Origin of the sequence: Kitasatospora sp. NPDC085879, assembly GCF_040686255.1 — a bacterium.
Lineage (GTDB): Bacteria > Actinomycetota > Actinomycetes > Streptomycetales > Streptomycetaceae > Kitasatospora.
The window spans coordinates 69,476-84,789 of record NZ_JBFBJZ010000006.1; the positions used below are offsets into that span (position 1 = coordinate 69,476).

8 protein-coding genes are annotated in these 15,314 nt (G+C 72.8%); 6 read left to right on the forward strand and 2 right to left on the reverse strand.

What is annotated here, in order from left to right:
- Positions 1–25 precede the first annotated feature (25 nt).
- A complete protein-coding gene (locus tag AB0P35_RS06880) occupies positions 26–1,447 on the reverse strand; it encodes a family 2B encapsulin nanocompartment shell protein (RefSeq protein ID WP_363507489.1) in 1,422 nt (473 codons plus the stop codon).
- 257 nt (positions 1,448–1,704) lie between these two features.
- Between AB0P35_RS06880 and AB0P35_RS06885 the strand changes: the two genes are divergently transcribed.
- The 4 genes from AB0P35_RS06885 to AB0P35_RS06900 all read left to right on the forward strand — a co-directional run bounded on the left by AB0P35_RS06885 (position 1,705) and on the right by AB0P35_RS06900 (position 7,775).
- Positions 1,705–3,546 (forward strand): ABC transporter ATP-binding protein, encoded by a 1,842-nt coding sequence (locus AB0P35_RS06885; RefSeq protein ID WP_363507491.1) that lies wholly within the window; start codon positions 1,705–1,707, stop codon positions 3,544–3,546.
- Positions 3,543–5,378, forward strand: coding sequence for an ABC transporter ATP-binding protein (locus tag AB0P35_RS06890; RefSeq protein ID WP_363507494.1), 1,836 nt, complete (start codon positions 3,543–3,545; stop codon positions 5,376–5,378). Before AB0P35_RS06885 ends, AB0P35_RS06890 begins: the two co-directional genes overlap by 4 nt.
- Positions 5,379–5,595: 217 nt before the next feature.
- Positions 5,596–6,603: an NADP-dependent oxidoreductase gene (locus tag AB0P35_RS06895; RefSeq protein ID WP_179419364.1), complete on the forward strand. Its 1,008-nt coding sequence runs from the start codon at positions 5,596–5,598 to the stop codon at positions 6,601–6,603.
- Entirely contained in the window at positions 6,600–7,775 is a 1,176-nt protein-coding gene (locus tag AB0P35_RS06900; RefSeq protein ID WP_363507497.1) for a lactate 2-monooxygenase, read from the forward strand. Before AB0P35_RS06895 ends, AB0P35_RS06900 begins: the two co-directional genes overlap by 4 nt.
- A 67-nt stretch (positions 7,776–7,842) precedes the next feature.
- Here the strand turns inward: AB0P35_RS06900 and glgP are convergent, their stop codons facing one another.
- Positions 7,843–10,533 carry an alpha-glucan family phosphorylase gene (glgP, locus tag AB0P35_RS06905; protein WP_095873101.1) on the reverse strand — a complete coding sequence of 897 codons (2,691 nt, stop codon included), beginning with the start codon at positions 10,531–10,533 and terminating at the stop codon, positions 7,843–7,845.
- A gap of 957 nt (positions 10,534–11,490) precedes the next feature.
- On the opposite strand from glgP, the gene AB0P35_RS06910 reads away from it, so the two are divergent.
- Both AB0P35_RS06910 and treS read left to right on the forward strand, forming a co-directional pair.
- On the forward strand, positions 11,491–13,446 hold the full coding sequence (locus AB0P35_RS06910; protein ID WP_363507726.1) for an alpha-1,4-glucan--maltose-1-phosphate maltosyltransferase: 1,956 nt from the start codon (positions 11,491–11,493) through the stop codon (positions 13,444–13,446).
- Complete coding sequence (gene treS, locus AB0P35_RS06915; protein WP_095873102.1) at positions 13,443–15,146, forward strand: maltose alpha-D-glucosyltransferase; 1,704 nt, start codon at positions 13,443–13,445, stop codon at positions 15,144–15,146. The genes AB0P35_RS06910 and treS overlap by 4 nt, the downstream gene beginning before the upstream one ends.
- The last annotated feature ends 168 nt before the right edge of the window (positions 15,147–15,314 follow it).

A 15,314-nucleotide genomic window follows, 5' to 3' on the forward strand; every position in this document is an offset into this window, starting at 1 on the left:
TCGGTCGCGGACTGCGGGGAGGCCTTCAGCCGAGCGGCCGGTTGACCTCGACGTTCTCGAGCAGTCCGAGCGCGTCCGGGACGAGCACGGCCGCCGAGTAGTAGGTGCTGACCAGGTAGGAGATGACGGCCTTGTCGTCGATGCCCATGAAGCGGACGTTGAGGCCGGGCTCGTACTCGTCGGGCAGGCCGGTCTGGTTGAGGCCGATCACGCCCTGGTCCGCCTCGCCGACGCGCATCGCGATGATCGAGGTGGTGTGGCCGTCGGTGACCGGGATCTTGCCGCAGGGCAGGATCGGCACACCGCGCCAGGCCGGCAGGTGGTGGCCGCCGACGTCGACGGTGCCGAAGTACAGGCCGCGCCGGTTGCACTCGCGGCCGAAGGCGGCGATCGCCCGCGGGTGGGCGAACAGGTGCGTGGTCCGGCGCCGCATGCTGAGCAGCTCGTCCAGGTCGTCCGGGGTGGGCGGGCCGGAGTGCGTCTGGATCCGCTGGTCGTAGTCGGTGTTGTTGAGCAGGCCGAACTCGGGGTTGTTGACGAGCTCGTGCTCCTGGCGCTCGCGCAGCGCCTCGATGGTCAGCCGGAGCTGCTGCTCCGTCTGGTTCATCGGCTTGTTGTAGAGGTCGGCGACCCGGCTGTGCACCCGCAGGACCGTCTGCGCCACGGAGAGCTCGTACTCGCGGGGCGCGAGCTCGTAGTCGACGAAGGTGGCGGGCAGCGTGTGCTCGCCGACGTGGCCCGCGGACATCGCGATCGCGGCCTCGCCGTGGCTGTTCTGCGGCCGGTGCCCGTTGCCGGACAGGCCCTGCACGTGGTCGTGCAGCTGCCGGTACTCGGCGGCGACCAGCTGGTACGCCTGGTGCGGCAGGGCCAGCACGGTGACGGAGGTGGCCGCCTTCGCGGTGAACTCCCAGTCGCCGTCCGGCCCGGCGAGCACGTGGCCGCCGAAGGAGGCGCCGTCGGCGAGCACGCCGAGGACGGTCTCCTCACCGTACTTGCCGGCGCCGATCTGCTCGACCCGGCCGTGCGCGATCAGGAAGACGTGGTCGGCGGGCCGGCCGCGCTCGACGATGACCTGGCCGGGCTCGAACTCCTGCTGGACGAAGCGGCCGGCCAGCGCGCCGAGCGCGGTCGGGTCCTCGAAGCCGCGCAGCAGCGGCAGCTCGCCGAGCTCGGCGGGGACGACCTGGACCCGTGAGCCGGTCTTCACGAAGGTCAGCCGGCCGTCGCCGACGGCGTAGCTGAGCCGCCGGTTGACCCGGTAGGTGCCGCCGGACACCTGGACCCAGGGCAGCGACTTCAGCAGCCAGCGGGAGCTGATCTCCTGCATCTGCGGCCGGGACTTGGTGGTGGTGGCGAGGTTGCGGGCCGCCGCCGTGCTCAGACTGAGCTGGATCTGGTCCTGCGTGCCGGCCGGCTGGGGCGCCGGCTGTGCCTCGACCGTCATGGGACACCTCTCGAACGTCATGGGGGGCCGCCCGGGCAGGTCGACGGCCACTCTCCGCACACGGATCACATCGGATGGCGACACCCGGACGGCCGAGGCGCGCGGACGCCGCGCGGACGCCGGGTGCACTCGGATGGCCGCACGCCCCCTCCGCACCTCCCGCGCTGCGGACTCCCCCGCCGACCACGGCCGGAACCCGACGTCAGGTGTGAAAAACCGGATGAGAAATGACCGGGCAGCGCCTACCCTCGGCCGCGATGTCCACGAACCAAGCCCCCACCGGCCCCCGACGGTCCACCGTGCGCTCGCTGCTGCGCCTGTGGCCGTACGCCCGGGTCGCCCGCTGGCGAATCGCCGGATCGGTCGCCGCCGCGCTCACCGCCTCGGCCAGCGTGCTCGCCGTCCCGGTGGTGCTCCGCCGGATCGTCGACGGCCCGATCGCCGACCACGACACGGCCGCGCTCTGGCCGCTCGCCGGGCTGCTCCTGCTGCTCGGCCTCGCCGAGGCCGGGCTGTTCGGCGTGCGCCGGGTGATCGTGGCCCGCCCGCTGGCCCGGGTCGAGGCGGCCATGCGCGGCGACCTGTACGCCAAGCTGCAGCGGCTGCCGATCTCCTTCCACGACCGGTGGCCCTCCGGGCAGCTGCTCAGCCGGGCCACCTCCGACATGTTCACCATGCGGCTGTTCCTGGCCTTCCCGCTGGTCTTCCTGATCGTCAACACCACGGTCTTCCTGATCGGCACCGGCCTGATGTTCGCCCTGGACTGGCGGCTCGCACTGATCGCGCTGATCCCGATGGGGCCGCTGACCTGGCTGACCCACCACTTCGAGCGGGGCTACTCGGGTGCCGCCCGCAGGGCCCAGGACCAGAACGGCGACCTCGCCACCGTGGTGGAGGAGTCGGTGCTGGGCATCCGCATCCTCAAGGCCTTCGGCCGGCACCGCACCATGGCGGAGCGCTTCGGCGAGCAGTCCCGCTCGCTGCGCGACACCGAGCTCGGCAAGGCCGGGATGCTGGCCGACCTGTGGGCGGTCATCGTCGGCCTGCCGGAGCTCGCGCTCGGCGCTGCGCTCGCGGTGGGCGCCGTCCTGGTCGCCCACGACGAGATGTCCACGGGCACCCTGGTGGCCTTCCTCTCCACGGCGCTGGCCCTGCGCTGGCCGGTGGAGTCGCTCGGCTGGCTGGTGGCGTACGCCAACGAGGCGGCCACCGCCACCGACCGGTTCTACGAGGTGATGGACGAGCCCGAGCCCTCGGACGCCCCGCACGGCCCGCGGCCCGGCGCCATGTCCACCGCCGCGCCCACCGCCGTGCCCGCCCTCGTACCCGCAGCCGGCGAGCAGGGCATCCGGCTCTCCGGGGTGCGCTTCCGCTACCCCGACGCCCCCGCGGACAGCCCCGACCTGCTGGACGGGGTCGACCTGCACATCCGCCCCGGCGAGACGATGGCCCTGGTCGGCGCGACCGGCAGCGGCAAGACCACGCTCACCTCGCTGCTCCCCCGGCTGTACGAGGCCACCGGCGGCACCATCGCGCTGGACGGCCGGGACGTCCGCACGATCCCCCGGGCCGAACTGCGCGAGCTGGTCGCGGTCGCCTTCGAGGAGCCGACGCTGTTCTCCGCCTCGGTCGCCGAGAACGTGCTGATGGGCGCGCCGGCCGCCGGGCCCGAGCAGCTGGCCGCCGCCCTCGACACCGCCCAGGCGCACTTCGTCGACCGGCTGCCCGGCGGCACCGCCACCCAGGTCGGCGAGCAGGGCCTCAGCCTCTCCGGCGGCCAGCGCCAGCGGCTGGCGCTGGCCCGCGCGGTCGTCGGCGACCCCCGCTTCCTGGTGCTGGACGACCCGCTCTCCGCCCTCGACGTGCACACCGAGGCACTGGTCGAACAGGCGCTGCGGCGCGTGCTGGAGGGCACCACCGCCCTGGTGGTGGCGCACCGCCCGAGCACGGTGCTGCTGGCCGACCGGGTGGCCGTGCTGCACGAGGGCCGGATCACCGCCGTCGGCACCCACCACGAACTGCTGCAGGGCTCCGCCGTCTACCGCGAGCTGATGACGGGCGAGCCCGCCCCCGTACCGGAAGGGATCCCCGCCCGATGAGCACCACCGCGGTCGACGCCGCCGAGGACCTGGCCGAGGAACTCCCGCAGCCCGTCGAGGACGACGAGGACATCCCCGTCCCCCCGGGCGCCGCCCGCCGGCTGCTCGCCGAACTGCTCGGCCCGCACCGCCGCCGGATCGCACTGGCGATGCTGGTGATCCTCGTCCAGCAGGCCGCGCTGCAGGCCGGGCCGCTGCTGGTCGCCCTCGCCATGGACCGCGGCATCCCGGCGCTGCGCGAGCACGACAGCGGCCCGCTGATCGCGGTGATCGCGGCCTACCTGGGCTGCGGCGCGCTGAGCACCGTCCTGCAGCGCGCCTTCATCCGGTTCAGCGCCCGGATCAACCAGGACGTGCTGCTGCACCTGCGCGGCCGGATCTTCCGGCACGCCCAGCGGCTCAGCCTGGACTTCCACGAGCGGTACACCTCCGGCCGGATCATCTCCCGCGCCACCAGCGACGTGGACGCCCTGCGCGAGCTGCTCGCCGAGGGCCTGCAGGAGCTGCTCTCGGTCGTCCTCTCGGTGTTCTGGATCTCGCTGGTGCTGATGGTGATGGACTGGCGGCTCGGCCTGCTGTCGCTGCTGTCCTTCCTGCCGATGTACCTCAGCGTCCGCTCCTTCCGACGGCGCTCGCTGCGCGTCTACCGGCGCTCGCGGTCGGCGGTGGCCGCGGTGATCGTCCGGTTCACCGAGACCATGAACGGCATCCGCCCGGTGCAGGCCTTCCGCCGGGAGCGGGCCAACGACGAGGCCTTCGGCACGGTCAACCACCAGTACGCGGGCACCACCGCGGACGGCCTGCTGGAGATGGCCCGGTACGTGGCGGTCTCCCGGACGATCGCCAACGTGTGGATCACCGGCGTGGTGGTGGCCGGCGCCCTGCTGGTCTCCGACGGCTCGGTGGAGCTCGGCGTGCTCACCGCCTTCGTGCTCTACCTGCGCCGTCTCTACGAGCCGCTCGACCAGCTGGCGATGTTCCTCAACAGCTACCAGTCGGCGGCCGCGGCGCTGGAGAAGATCGCCGGTCTGCTGGCGCACGAGCCCTCGGTGCCGGAGCCGGCCGTGCCTGCGCCGCTGCCGGAGCACCCGGTGAAGGGCCGCACGGTCTCCTTCGACGGCGTCCGCTTCGCCTACCGCACGGGCAAGGAGGTGCTGCCCTCCTTCGACCTGGTGCTCCCGGCCGGGCAGACCACCGCCGTGGTCGGCGCGACCGGCGCCGGCAAGTCCACCCTGGCCAAGCTGCTCGCCCGGTTCTACGACCCGACCGACGGCCGGGTCGCGCTGGACGGCGTCGACCTGCGCGACCTGTCCGGCGAGGAGCTGCGGCGCAACGTCGTGATGGTGACCCAGGAGTCCTTCCTGTTCTCCGGCACGGTCGCCGAGAACATCGCGATCGGCCGGCCCGGCGCGACCCGCGCCGAGGTCGAGCAGGCGGCCCGGGACATCGGCGCGTACGAGTTCGTCGCCGCGCTGCCGGACGGCTTCGACACCGACGTCCGCAAGCGGGGCGGCCGGATCTCGGCCGGCCAGCGGCAGCTGGTGGCCTTCGCCCGGGCACTGCTGGCCGACCCGGCCGTACTGATCCTGGACGAGGCGACCAGCTCGCTGGACGTGCCCGGCGAGCAGGCCGTGCAGCGGGCCATGCGGACGGTCCTGGCGGGCCGCACCGCGGTGGTCATCGCGCACCGGCTCTCCACGGTCGAGATCGCCGACCGGGTGCTGGTGATGGACCAGGGCCGGATCGTCGAGGACGGCCGCCCGGCCGACCTGATCGGCGGCCGCGGCCGCTTCGCCGACCTCCACCGCGCCTGGCGCGACAGCCTGGTCTGAGAGGACCGCCACCAGGGGCGCGTGGGGACACCTCCCCCGCGCCCCTCAGTGGTCGCCCCGAAAAGGCCCGAGCGCCGCATCCGGCTTACGCAGTTCCCGCGCCCCTTGTGGATGCCCCTGCGCGTCCGTCTAGCCAGGTGACTAAGCGCTTGCTTAGAATCCGGTGGAGCCCTGTGCCGCGCCGCTGCGGCACGGCCGCCAGCGACAGGAGCCCGCCATGTCCGCAGTCAACCGCCAGATCCGACTCGCCGCCCGGCCGCAGGGCGAGGTGAAGCCCACCGACTGGGAGCACGCCGACACCCCGGCCGCCGAGCCCGGCGAGGGCGAGTTCGCCGGCCGTACCCGCTTCGTCTCGCTGGACCCGGCGATGCGCGGCTGGCTGGACGACCGCCCCTCCTACCTCCCCCCGGTGGGCCTCGGCGAGGTCATGCGGGCCGGCACGGTGGTCGAGGTGACCGCCTCCAACCACCCCACGTACCGCGTCGGCGACCACGTGGTCGGCACCTTCGGCGTCCAGGAGCACGTGGTCTCCGACGGCCGCGGCACCCTCCGGGTCGACCCGGCCGCCGCCCCGCTCTCCACCTACCTCGGCGCGCTCGGCATGCCGGGCATGACCGCCTACTTCGGCCTGCTGGAGGTCGGCGCGCTCAAGGACGGCGAGACGGTCGTGGTCTCCGGCGCCGCGGGCGCGGTCGGCACCATCGTCGGCCAGATCGCCAAGGTGAAGGGCTGCCGGGTGGTGGGCATCGCCGGCGGCCCCGACAAGTGCGCTCTGCTCACCGAGGAGCTGGGCTTCGACGCCGCGATCGACTACCGCACCGAGGACGTCCGGGCCGCTCTGCGCACCCACTGCCCGGACGGCATCGACGTCTACTTCGACAACGTCGGCGGTCCGATCCTGGACGCCGCGCTGACCCGCCTGGCCATGCACGCCCGGGTGGTGGTGTGCGGCGCGATCAGCCAGTACAACGCCGAGTCCAAGGTCGAGGGCCCGTCCAACTACCTGTCGCTGCTGGTCCGCCGGGCCCGGATGGAGGGCTTCGTGGTGTTCGACTACGCCGCCCGCTACAAGGACGCCGCCACCGAGATGGCCGGCTGGATCGCCGAGGGCCGGCTCAAGGTCAAGGAGCACATCGTCCGCGGCACCGTCGATGACTTCCCCGCGACGCTGCAGATGCTCTTCCGCGGCGAGAACGTCGGCAAGCTCGTGCTGGAGCTGGTGTGACGACACCGCCTCCCCCGCGCGACTGGGCGTCCTTCCAGTACGAGATCTATCTGAACGGCCTGATCAGCGGCAGCGTGCCGCGGCTGCCCGCCGACCTCTCCCGGCTGGAGCGGCTGGCCGAGCACCGGCTCGGCCCGGGCCCGTTCGGCTACGTCGCGGGCAGCGCCGGCAGCGGCGCCACCGAGCGGGCCAACCGGGCCGCCCTCGACGCGCACCGGATCGTGCCCCGGATGCTGCGCGACGTCTCCTCGCGCGATCTGCGCACCGAGCTGTTCGGCCGCACCCTGCCCGCACCGCTGGCGCTGGCCCCGGTCGGGGTGCTGTCGATCCTGCACCCGGACGCCGAGCCGGCGGCGGCCCGGGCGGCGGCCGGGGAGGGCGTGCCGTTCGTGCTGTCCTCCGCCTCCAGCACCCCGATGGAGGAGGTCGCCGCCGCGATGGGCGACGGCGAGCGCTGGTTCCAGCTCTACTGGTCCAAGGACCGTGAGGTCACCCGCTCGTTCCTCGGCCGGGCGAAGGCCGCGGGCTTCACCGCGCTGTTCGTCACCCTGGACACCCCGCTGCTCGCCTGGCGCCCGCGCGACCTCGACCAGGCCTACCTGCCGTTCCTGCACGGTGTCGGCACCGCGAACTACTTCACCGACCCGGCCTTCCTCGCCGGGCTGGCCAAGCCGCCGCACGAGGACCCGAACGCGGCCGTCCTGCAGTTCGTCTCGCTCTTCGCCGACCCCGGCAAGACCTGGCCCGACCTCGCCTGGCTGCGCGAGCACTGGGACGGCCCGATCGTGCTCAAGGGGATCCTGCACCCGGACGACGCCCGGGCCGCCGTCGAGGCCGGCATGGACGGCGTGGTGGTCTCCAACCACGGCGGCCGCCAGGTCAACGGCTCGATCGGCGCCGCCGAGGCGCTGCCCGCCGTGGCGGCCGCGGTCGGCGACCGGATCCCGGTGCTCTTCGACAGCGGCATCCGGACGGGCGACGACGTCTTCAAGGCGCTCGCCCTGGGCGCGAGCGCGGTGCTGCTCGGCCGCCCGTACGCCTACGGGCTGGGCCTGGACGGCCAGGCCGGGGTGACGCACGTGATCCGCTCGCTGCTCGCCGAGTTCGAGCTGACACTGGCCCTCTCCGGGCACCGCACCCCGGGCTCGTTGGACACCTCCGCGCTCGCCTGACCGACCGCACGCGCCGGGTGCCGGGCGGGGCCCTCCTCGGCCCCGCCCGGCACCCGGCCGTCCGTCGTCAGCGCAGCACGCCGGCGTCCATCCCGCCCGACTCGACCGGCGCGGCGACCAGCCCCGGCTCGGCCGGCGAGGCCAGCAGCCGGTGCGTCGGCAGCACCCGCACCGTGTAGCCGAACGGGCCGGTGCGGTCCAGCTCCAGCGAGCCCTCGTAGCGGTGGCGGCCCTCCAGGTCCGGCCCGCCGGCCGGCTTCAGGGCGAGCACCGCGGCGTCCGAGATCCGGTCGGACTCGTCCACCCGCCCGGCCACCACCTGGACCTCCACGTCGACCGGCTCCAGCGCGCCGAGCGAGACCTGCACCCGCAGCTCCAGCGCCGAGCCCAGCTCCTGCGCCTCGCGGCAGCCCTCCGCCTCGACGTGCTCGACCCGGACGGCGGGCCAGGCCTCGCGGACCCGGCCCTTCCAGGCGGCCAGTTCGCGGGCGCCCGCATGGTCGGTGCCGCCGCTCCCGGCGGCCAGCGCGCGGTGTGCGTCCGCCGCGGGGGCGTACAGCCGCTCGACGTAGTCGCGCACCATCCGGCCCGCCAGCACCTTGGGCCCGAGGGTCACCAGGGTGTGCCGGACCATGGCGATCCAGCGGTGCGGCAGGCCGTCGGCGCCGCGGTCGTAGAACCGGGCGGCGACCTGGTGCTCGATCAGGTCGTAGAGCGCGGCGGCCTCGATGTCGTCGCGCCGCTCGGCCTCCGGGCTGTCCGGGTCGACCCGCTCGGGGCCGGAGACGTCCGCGGTGGGGATCGCCCAGCCGTTGCGGCCGTCGTACCACTCGTCCCACCAGCCGTCCAGGATGGACAGGTTGAGGCAGCCGTTCAGGGCGGCCTTCATCCCGGAGGTGCCACAGGCCTCCAGCGGGCGGAGCGGGTTGTTCAGCCAGACGTCGCAGCCCGGGTAGAGGTGCTTGGCCATGGCCATGTCGTAGTCCGGCAGGAAGACGATCCGGTGCCGCACCGCCGGGTCGTCGGCGAAGGCCACCAGCTGCTGGATGAGCCGCTTGCCGCCGTCGTCGGCCGGGTGCGCCTTGCCCGCGACCACGATCTGCACCGGGCGCTGCGGGTCCAGCAGCAGGGCCCGCAGCCGGGCCCGGTCCCGCAGCATCAGCGTCAGCCGCTTGTACGACGGGACGCGGCGGGCGAAGCCGATGGTGAGCACGTCCGGGTCGAGCACGCCGGAGGTCCAGCCGAGCTCGGCGTCGCCGGCGCCGCGCTGGCGCCAGGAGATCCGCAGCCGTCGGCGGGCCTCCTCGACCAGCTGGGCCCGCAGGGTGCGGCGGACGTCCCAGATCTCCTCGTCGCCGATCCGTTCGATGCCCGTCCAGCGGCGGGCCTCGCCGGTGGTGATGGCCTCCTCGGCGCGCTCTGCGCCGAGCTGGCCTGCACCGAGCCGGACGACGGCCGGGTCGATCCAGGTCGGCGCGTGGACGCCGTTGGTGATCGAGCCGATCGGCACCTCGGCCGAGTCGAAGCCCGGCCAGAGCCCGTTGAACATCGACCGGCTGACCTCGCCGTGCAGGGTGGAGACGCCGTTGGCCCGCTGGGCCAGCCGCAGGCCCATGGCGGCCATGTTGAACAGCTTCGGGTCGCCGCCCTGCCAGCTCTCCGCGCCGAGCGCCAGCACCCGGTCCGCCGGGACGCCGGCTAGTGCCGCGTCGCCGCCGAAGTGACGGGCGACCAGGTCGCGGTCGAAGCGGTCGATGCCGGCCGGGACGGGTGTGTGGGTGGTGAACACCGTACCGGCCCGGACGGCCTCCAGCGCGGCGACGAAGTCCAGCCCTCGGCCACCCTGTTCGACCGGGGCGACCAGCTCGCGGATGCGCTCCACACCGAGGAAGCCGGCGTGGCCCTCGTTGGTGTGGAAGACCTCCGGCGCGCGATGGCCGGTGAGCCGGCAGTAGGTGCGCACCGCGCGGACGCCGCCGATGCCGAGCAGCATCTCCTGCAGCAGCCGGTGCTCGCTGCCGCCGCCGTAGAGCCGGTCCGTCACGTCACGGTCGGCCGGGGCGTTGGACTCGATGTCGGAGTCGAGCAGCAGCAGCGGGACGCGGCCGACCTGGGCCTTCCAGATCCGCGCGCCGAGGGTGCGGCCGGCCGGCAGGGCGAGGTCGACCCGGCAGGGGCTGCCGTCCTCCTCGCGGAGCAGGCTGACGGCGAGTTCGTCCGGGTCGAGCAGCGGGTAGCGCTCCTGCTGCCAGCCGTCCCGGTCGAGCGACTGCCGGAAGTAGCCGTGCCGGTAGAAGAGGCCCACGCCGACGATCGGCACCCCAAGGTCGCTGGCGGCCTTGAGGTGGTCGCCGGCCAGGATGCCGAGGCCGCCGGAGTACTGGGGCAGCGCGGCGGCGATCCCGAACTCCGGGGAGAAGTAGGCGATCGCCTCCGGCAGCGGGCCGCCGGCGGCCGCCGGTGCCGACTGGTACCAGCGCGGGCCGGCGAGATAGTCCCTCAGGTCGTCGTGCAGGTCGCCCAGCCGGCGCAGGAAGCGGCGGTCGGCCGCGAGCGCGGCGAGCCGGGCGGCCGGCACCTCGCCGAGCAGCCGGACCGGATCCTCCCCCACGGCCGCCCAGACCTCGGGATCGACGGAGCGGAACAGCTCCCTCGTCTCGGGGTGCCAGGACCAGCGGAGGTTGAGCGCGAGCTCGTGCAGCGGCTGGAGTTGTTCGGGCAGGACGGTGCGGACGGTGAATCTGCGGATTGCCTTCACAACGTGAAGCCTAGAGCCTCGGGGCCGCCTGAACGGGTGTCAGCGGGCGTATTGCACACCCGTTCGGCGTATTGGTGAGATCGCAATCGGCGCAGTACTGCGAATGGGGGGCGCACGGGGCGCACGCGGCCGGAAAGGCGCGCCCCTGGCGCATGAATTTCCCGCAACGGCCGCGTTTCCACTGGCCGATATGCCCCTGCATACCGTCCGAAATCGCGCGATTACCGGCCCGTAGGTCTTGCCGGTGGTGCGAGGATGCAGAAAGGTCGTTGGTGCGGCAGGGAGTGCAGGCCGGAAGGCGCCCCCCTGCTGTCCCATGTCCGGAACATGCCCTGCTGACGAGCCCTCACCCTCCATCGCCCATTCGGCCGCTGCCGCTGCTCCTCGGCGTGTCCTCACACCTCTCCCGATCGTTTTTCGGGTGGGTCGGGTCGCTCCTGGGCGCGCCCATCAGGGCGCGCGCCGGGACGCACGCGCCTCGCGGGGTGGGCCGCGCCTGCCAGGCGGTCGGGGTCACCGGGCCCGCCGGCACGGCACCGTTCCGAACGCACGGCCACCCCACCCCACAGTCCTCCCGGTTACTCCTCGCGGCACGCACCGGCCGCCGGGAGCCGCCGCCGATTCGGGCAGGAGTTTGGCATGCAGGGCGACACGCGGGATCAGTCCACCGCGACCACGGAGGGTCCCGACACACCGCCGACCACGGAGCCGCCGCTGCCGGCCCCGCGCGCCGCCCGCAGCACCGCACCGGCCGCCCCCGCGGCCAAGCGGACTGCGGCCCGCAGGACCACCACCACGACCGTGGCGGCCGCCGCGAAGAAGGCTCCGGCCAAGAAGGCCGCCACGAAGACCGCGGCCACCACGACCGCGGCCGCCAAGAAGACGGCGGCCACGAAGACGGCGGCCAAGAAGGCCACCGCCCGCAAGAGCACCCCCCGCAAGACAGAGAGCGACACCGTGATCGGCCGCATCCCCGTCCTGGACGTCACCCCACTCGTCGACTCCGGGCGGCGCCCGGCCAAGGCGGTGGTCGGCGAGAGTTTCCAGGTCACCGCCACCGTCTTCCGCGAGGGCCACGACGCGGTGAACGCCAATGTGGTGCTCCGCGACCCGCGCGGCCGCAGCGGCCCGTGGACGCCGATGCGCGAACTCGCCCCCGGCACCGACCGCTGGGGCGCGCACGTCGCCCCGACCGCGCCCGGCCGCTGGTCCTACCTGGTGGAGGCGTGGAGCGACCCGGTCGCCACCTGGCGGAAGACCGCCGCCGTGAAGCTCCCGGCCGGCATCGACACCGCGCTCGTCCTGGAGGAGGGCGCCCAGCTGCTGGAACGGGCCGCGGGCGGGGTGCCGAAGAAGGAGGGCCGGGCGCACGTGCTGGCCGCGGTGGACGCGCTGCGCGACCCCGGGCTGCCCCCGCTGAGCCGCTACGCGGCCGCGCTCGCCCCCGAGGTGCTCGCCCTGCTGGAGCGCTACCCACTGCGCGAACTGGTCAGCGCCAGCCGCCCGCTGCCGCTCCAGGTGGACCGTCAGCGGGCGCTGTACGGCGCCTGGTACGAGTTCTTCCCGCGCTCCGAGGGCGCCGTGGTCGACCCCTCCGGGGTCCGGCCGCCGGTCTCCGGGACGCTGCGCACCGCCGCCGAGCGGCTGCCCGCGGTCGCCGCGATGGGCTTCGACGTGGTCTACCTGCCGCCCGTTCACCCGATCGGCCGTGCCTACCGCAAGGGCCCCGACAACAGCCTGACGGCCGGTCCGCACGACGTCGGCTCGCCCTGGGCGATCGGCTCGCCGGAGGGCGGCCACGACGCGGTCCACCCGGACCTCGGCACCCTGGAGGACTTCGACCGCTTCGTCGCCGAGGCCGAGTCGCTCGGCCTGGAGATCGCGCTCGACTTCGCCCTGCAGTGCTCGCCCGACCACCCCTGGGTCAACAAGCACCCGGAGTGGTTCTCCCACCGCCTCGACGGCACCGTCGCCTACGCCGAGAACCCGCCGAAGAAGTACCAGGACATCTACCCGATCAACTTCGACCAGGACTTCGAGGGCCTGGTCAAGGAGACGATTCGTGTCCTGCGTTTCTGGATGAGCCACGGGGTGCGGATCTTCCGCGTCGACAATCCGCACACCAAGCCGGTGGTGTTCTGGGAGAAGGTGCTCGGCGACATCGCCCGCACCGACCCGGACGTGATCTTCCTGGCCGAGGCGTTCACCCGCCCGGCGATGATGCACACCCTCGGGAAGATCGGATTCCACCAGTCGTACACCTATTTCACCTGGCGCAACACCAAGGGCGAACTGACCGAGTACCTCACCGAACTCACCGGTGAGGCGGCCGCCTACATGCGGCCCAACTTCTTCGCCAACACCCCGGACATCCTGCACGAGTACCTGCAGCACGGCGGCCCGGCCGCGTTCGCGATCCGCGCCGTGCTCGCCGCGACCCTCGCCCCGAGCTACGGGATCTACGCGGGGTACGAGCACTACGAGAACGAGCCCGCCCACCCCGGGTCCGAGGAGTACACGCGCTCGGAGAAGTACGAGCTGCGCCCGCGCGACTGGGGCCGCCAGGACACCCTCGCGCCGCTCCTCACCGCCCTCAACCGGCTCCGCCGCCGGCACCCCGCCCTCCAGCAGCTGCGCGACCTGCGCTTCCACCCCACGGACAACGACCAGGTCATCGCGTACTCCAAGCGGGCGACCAGCGAGGACGGCATCGAGGACCACGTGATCACCGTGGTGAACCTGGACCCGCACCACGTGCAGGAGGCGACCGTGACCCTGGACACGGACCTGCCGCTGGCGGTGCACGACGAGCTCACCGGCGCCACCTACCACTGGGGACGCCACAACTACGTCCGGCTCGACCCATCCACCGAGCCGGCCCACCTCCTCACCGTCCGGAGGCACCCTCAGTGACAGTCAACGAGCCCGTTCCCGACACCTTCGCCGAAACGCCGGCCAGGGACCGCGACCCGGAGTGGTTCAAACGCGCGGTCTTCTACGAGGTCCTGGTCCGTTCCTTCCAGGACAGCAACGGCGACGGCGTCGGTGACCTCAAGGGGCTCACCTCGAAGCTCGACTACCTGCAGTGGCTGGGGGTCGACTGCCTCTGGCTGCCGCCCTTCTTCGCCTCCCCGCTGCGGGACGGCGGGTACGACGTGGCCGACTACAAGTCGGTCCTCCCGGAGTTCGGCGACCTCGCCGACTTCGTGGAGTTCGTCGACGCCGCGCACGCCCGCGGCATGCGGGTGATCATCGACTTCGTGGTCAACCACACCAGCGACCAGCACCCGTGGTTCCAGGCGTCCCGCAACGACCCGGACGGGCCGTACGGCGACTTCTACATGTGGGCCGACGACGACAAGCAGTACCCCGACGCCCGCATCATCTTCATCGACACCGAGACCTCCAACTGGACGTACGACCCGGTCCGCAAGCAGTACTTCTGGCACCGGTTCTTCTCCCACCAGCCGGACCTCAACTACGACAACCCGCGGGTGCAGGAGGAGGTGATCGCGGCCCTGAGGTTCTGGCTGGACCTCGGCATCGACGGGTTCCGGCTGGACGCGGTCCCCTACCTGTACGCCCGGGAGGGCACCAACTGCGAGAACCTGCCGGAGACCCACGAGTTCCTCAGGCGGCTCCGCAAGGAGATCGACGCGGACTACCCGGACACGGTGCTGCTGGCCGAGGCCAACCAGTGGCCCGAGGACGTCGTCGACTACTTCGGGGACTTCGCCTCCGGCGGCGACGAGTGCCACATGGCGTTCCACTTCCCGGTGATGCCGCGGATCTTCATGGCGGTCCGCCGGGAGTCCCGCTACCCGGTCTCCGAGGTCCTCGCCAAGACGCCGGAGATCCCCTCCGGCTGCCAGTGGGGCATCTTCCTGCGCAACCACGACGAGCTGACCCTGGAGATGGTCACCGACGAGGAGCGCGACTACATGTACGCGGAGTACGCGAAGGACCCGCGGATGCGGGCCAACGTGGGCATCCGCCGGCGGCTCGCGCCGCTGCTGGAGAACGACCGCAACCAGATCGAACTCTTCACCGCCCTGCTGCTCTCGCTGCCCGGCTCGCCCGTGCTGTACTACGGCGACGAGATCGGCATGGGCGACAACATCTGGCTCGGCGACCGGGACGGCGTCCGCACCCCGATGCAGTGGACGCCGGACCGCAACGCGGGTTTCTCCTCCGCCGACCCGGGCAGGCTCAGTCTGCCGCCCATCATGGACCCGGTGTACGGCTTTCAAGTGACCAACGTCGAAGCGCAGCAGAGCAGTTCGAGCTCTCTGCTGCACTGGACGCGTCGCATGATCGAAATCCGCAAGCTCAATCCTGCGTTCGGCCTCGGCAGCTACACCGAGCTGCCCTCCAGCAACCCCGCGGTGCTGGCCTTCGTGCGCGAGTACGAGGGAGACCTGGTCATGTGCGTGAACAACTTCTCGCGGTTCGCGCAGCCGACCGAACTGGACCTGCGGCGGTACGGGGGGCGGTACCCGGTCGAGCTGATCGGCGGCGTGCGCTTCCCGTCCATCGGTGAGTGGCCCTATTTGCTCACACTCGCCGGGCACGGCTTCTACTGGTTCCAGCTGAGGAAGCCAGGAATCAAGTAGCGGCGGCCGCCCGGCGCCCGAAGTAACGATCCACCAGGTCCGAGGCGACCACCCTGCGGGGCGCGAGAGTCACCACCCCCGCGCCCCGCAGGGGTCTTCGCACCACCGCGTACGGAGAACAGCCCAACGGCCACCCACACTATGGCGTGACACCCGAGCCCAGCTCGC

Coding starts and splice junctions, on each gene's coding strand:
- AB0P35_RS06880 (WP_363507489.1), bottom strand. CDS start 1,447: ATGACGGTCGAGGCACAGCCGGCGCCCCAGCCGGCCGGCACGCAGGAC.
- AB0P35_RS06885 (WP_363507491.1), top strand. CDS start 1,705: ATGTCCACGAACCAAGCCCCCACCGGCCCCCGACGGTCCACCGTGCGC.
- AB0P35_RS06890 (WP_363507494.1), top strand. CDS start 3,543: ATGAGCACCACCGCGGTCGACGCCGCCGAGGACCTGGCCGAGGAACTC.
- AB0P35_RS06895 (WP_179419364.1), top strand. CDS start 5,596: ATGTCCGCAGTCAACCGCCAGATCCGACTCGCCGCCCGGCCGCAGGGC.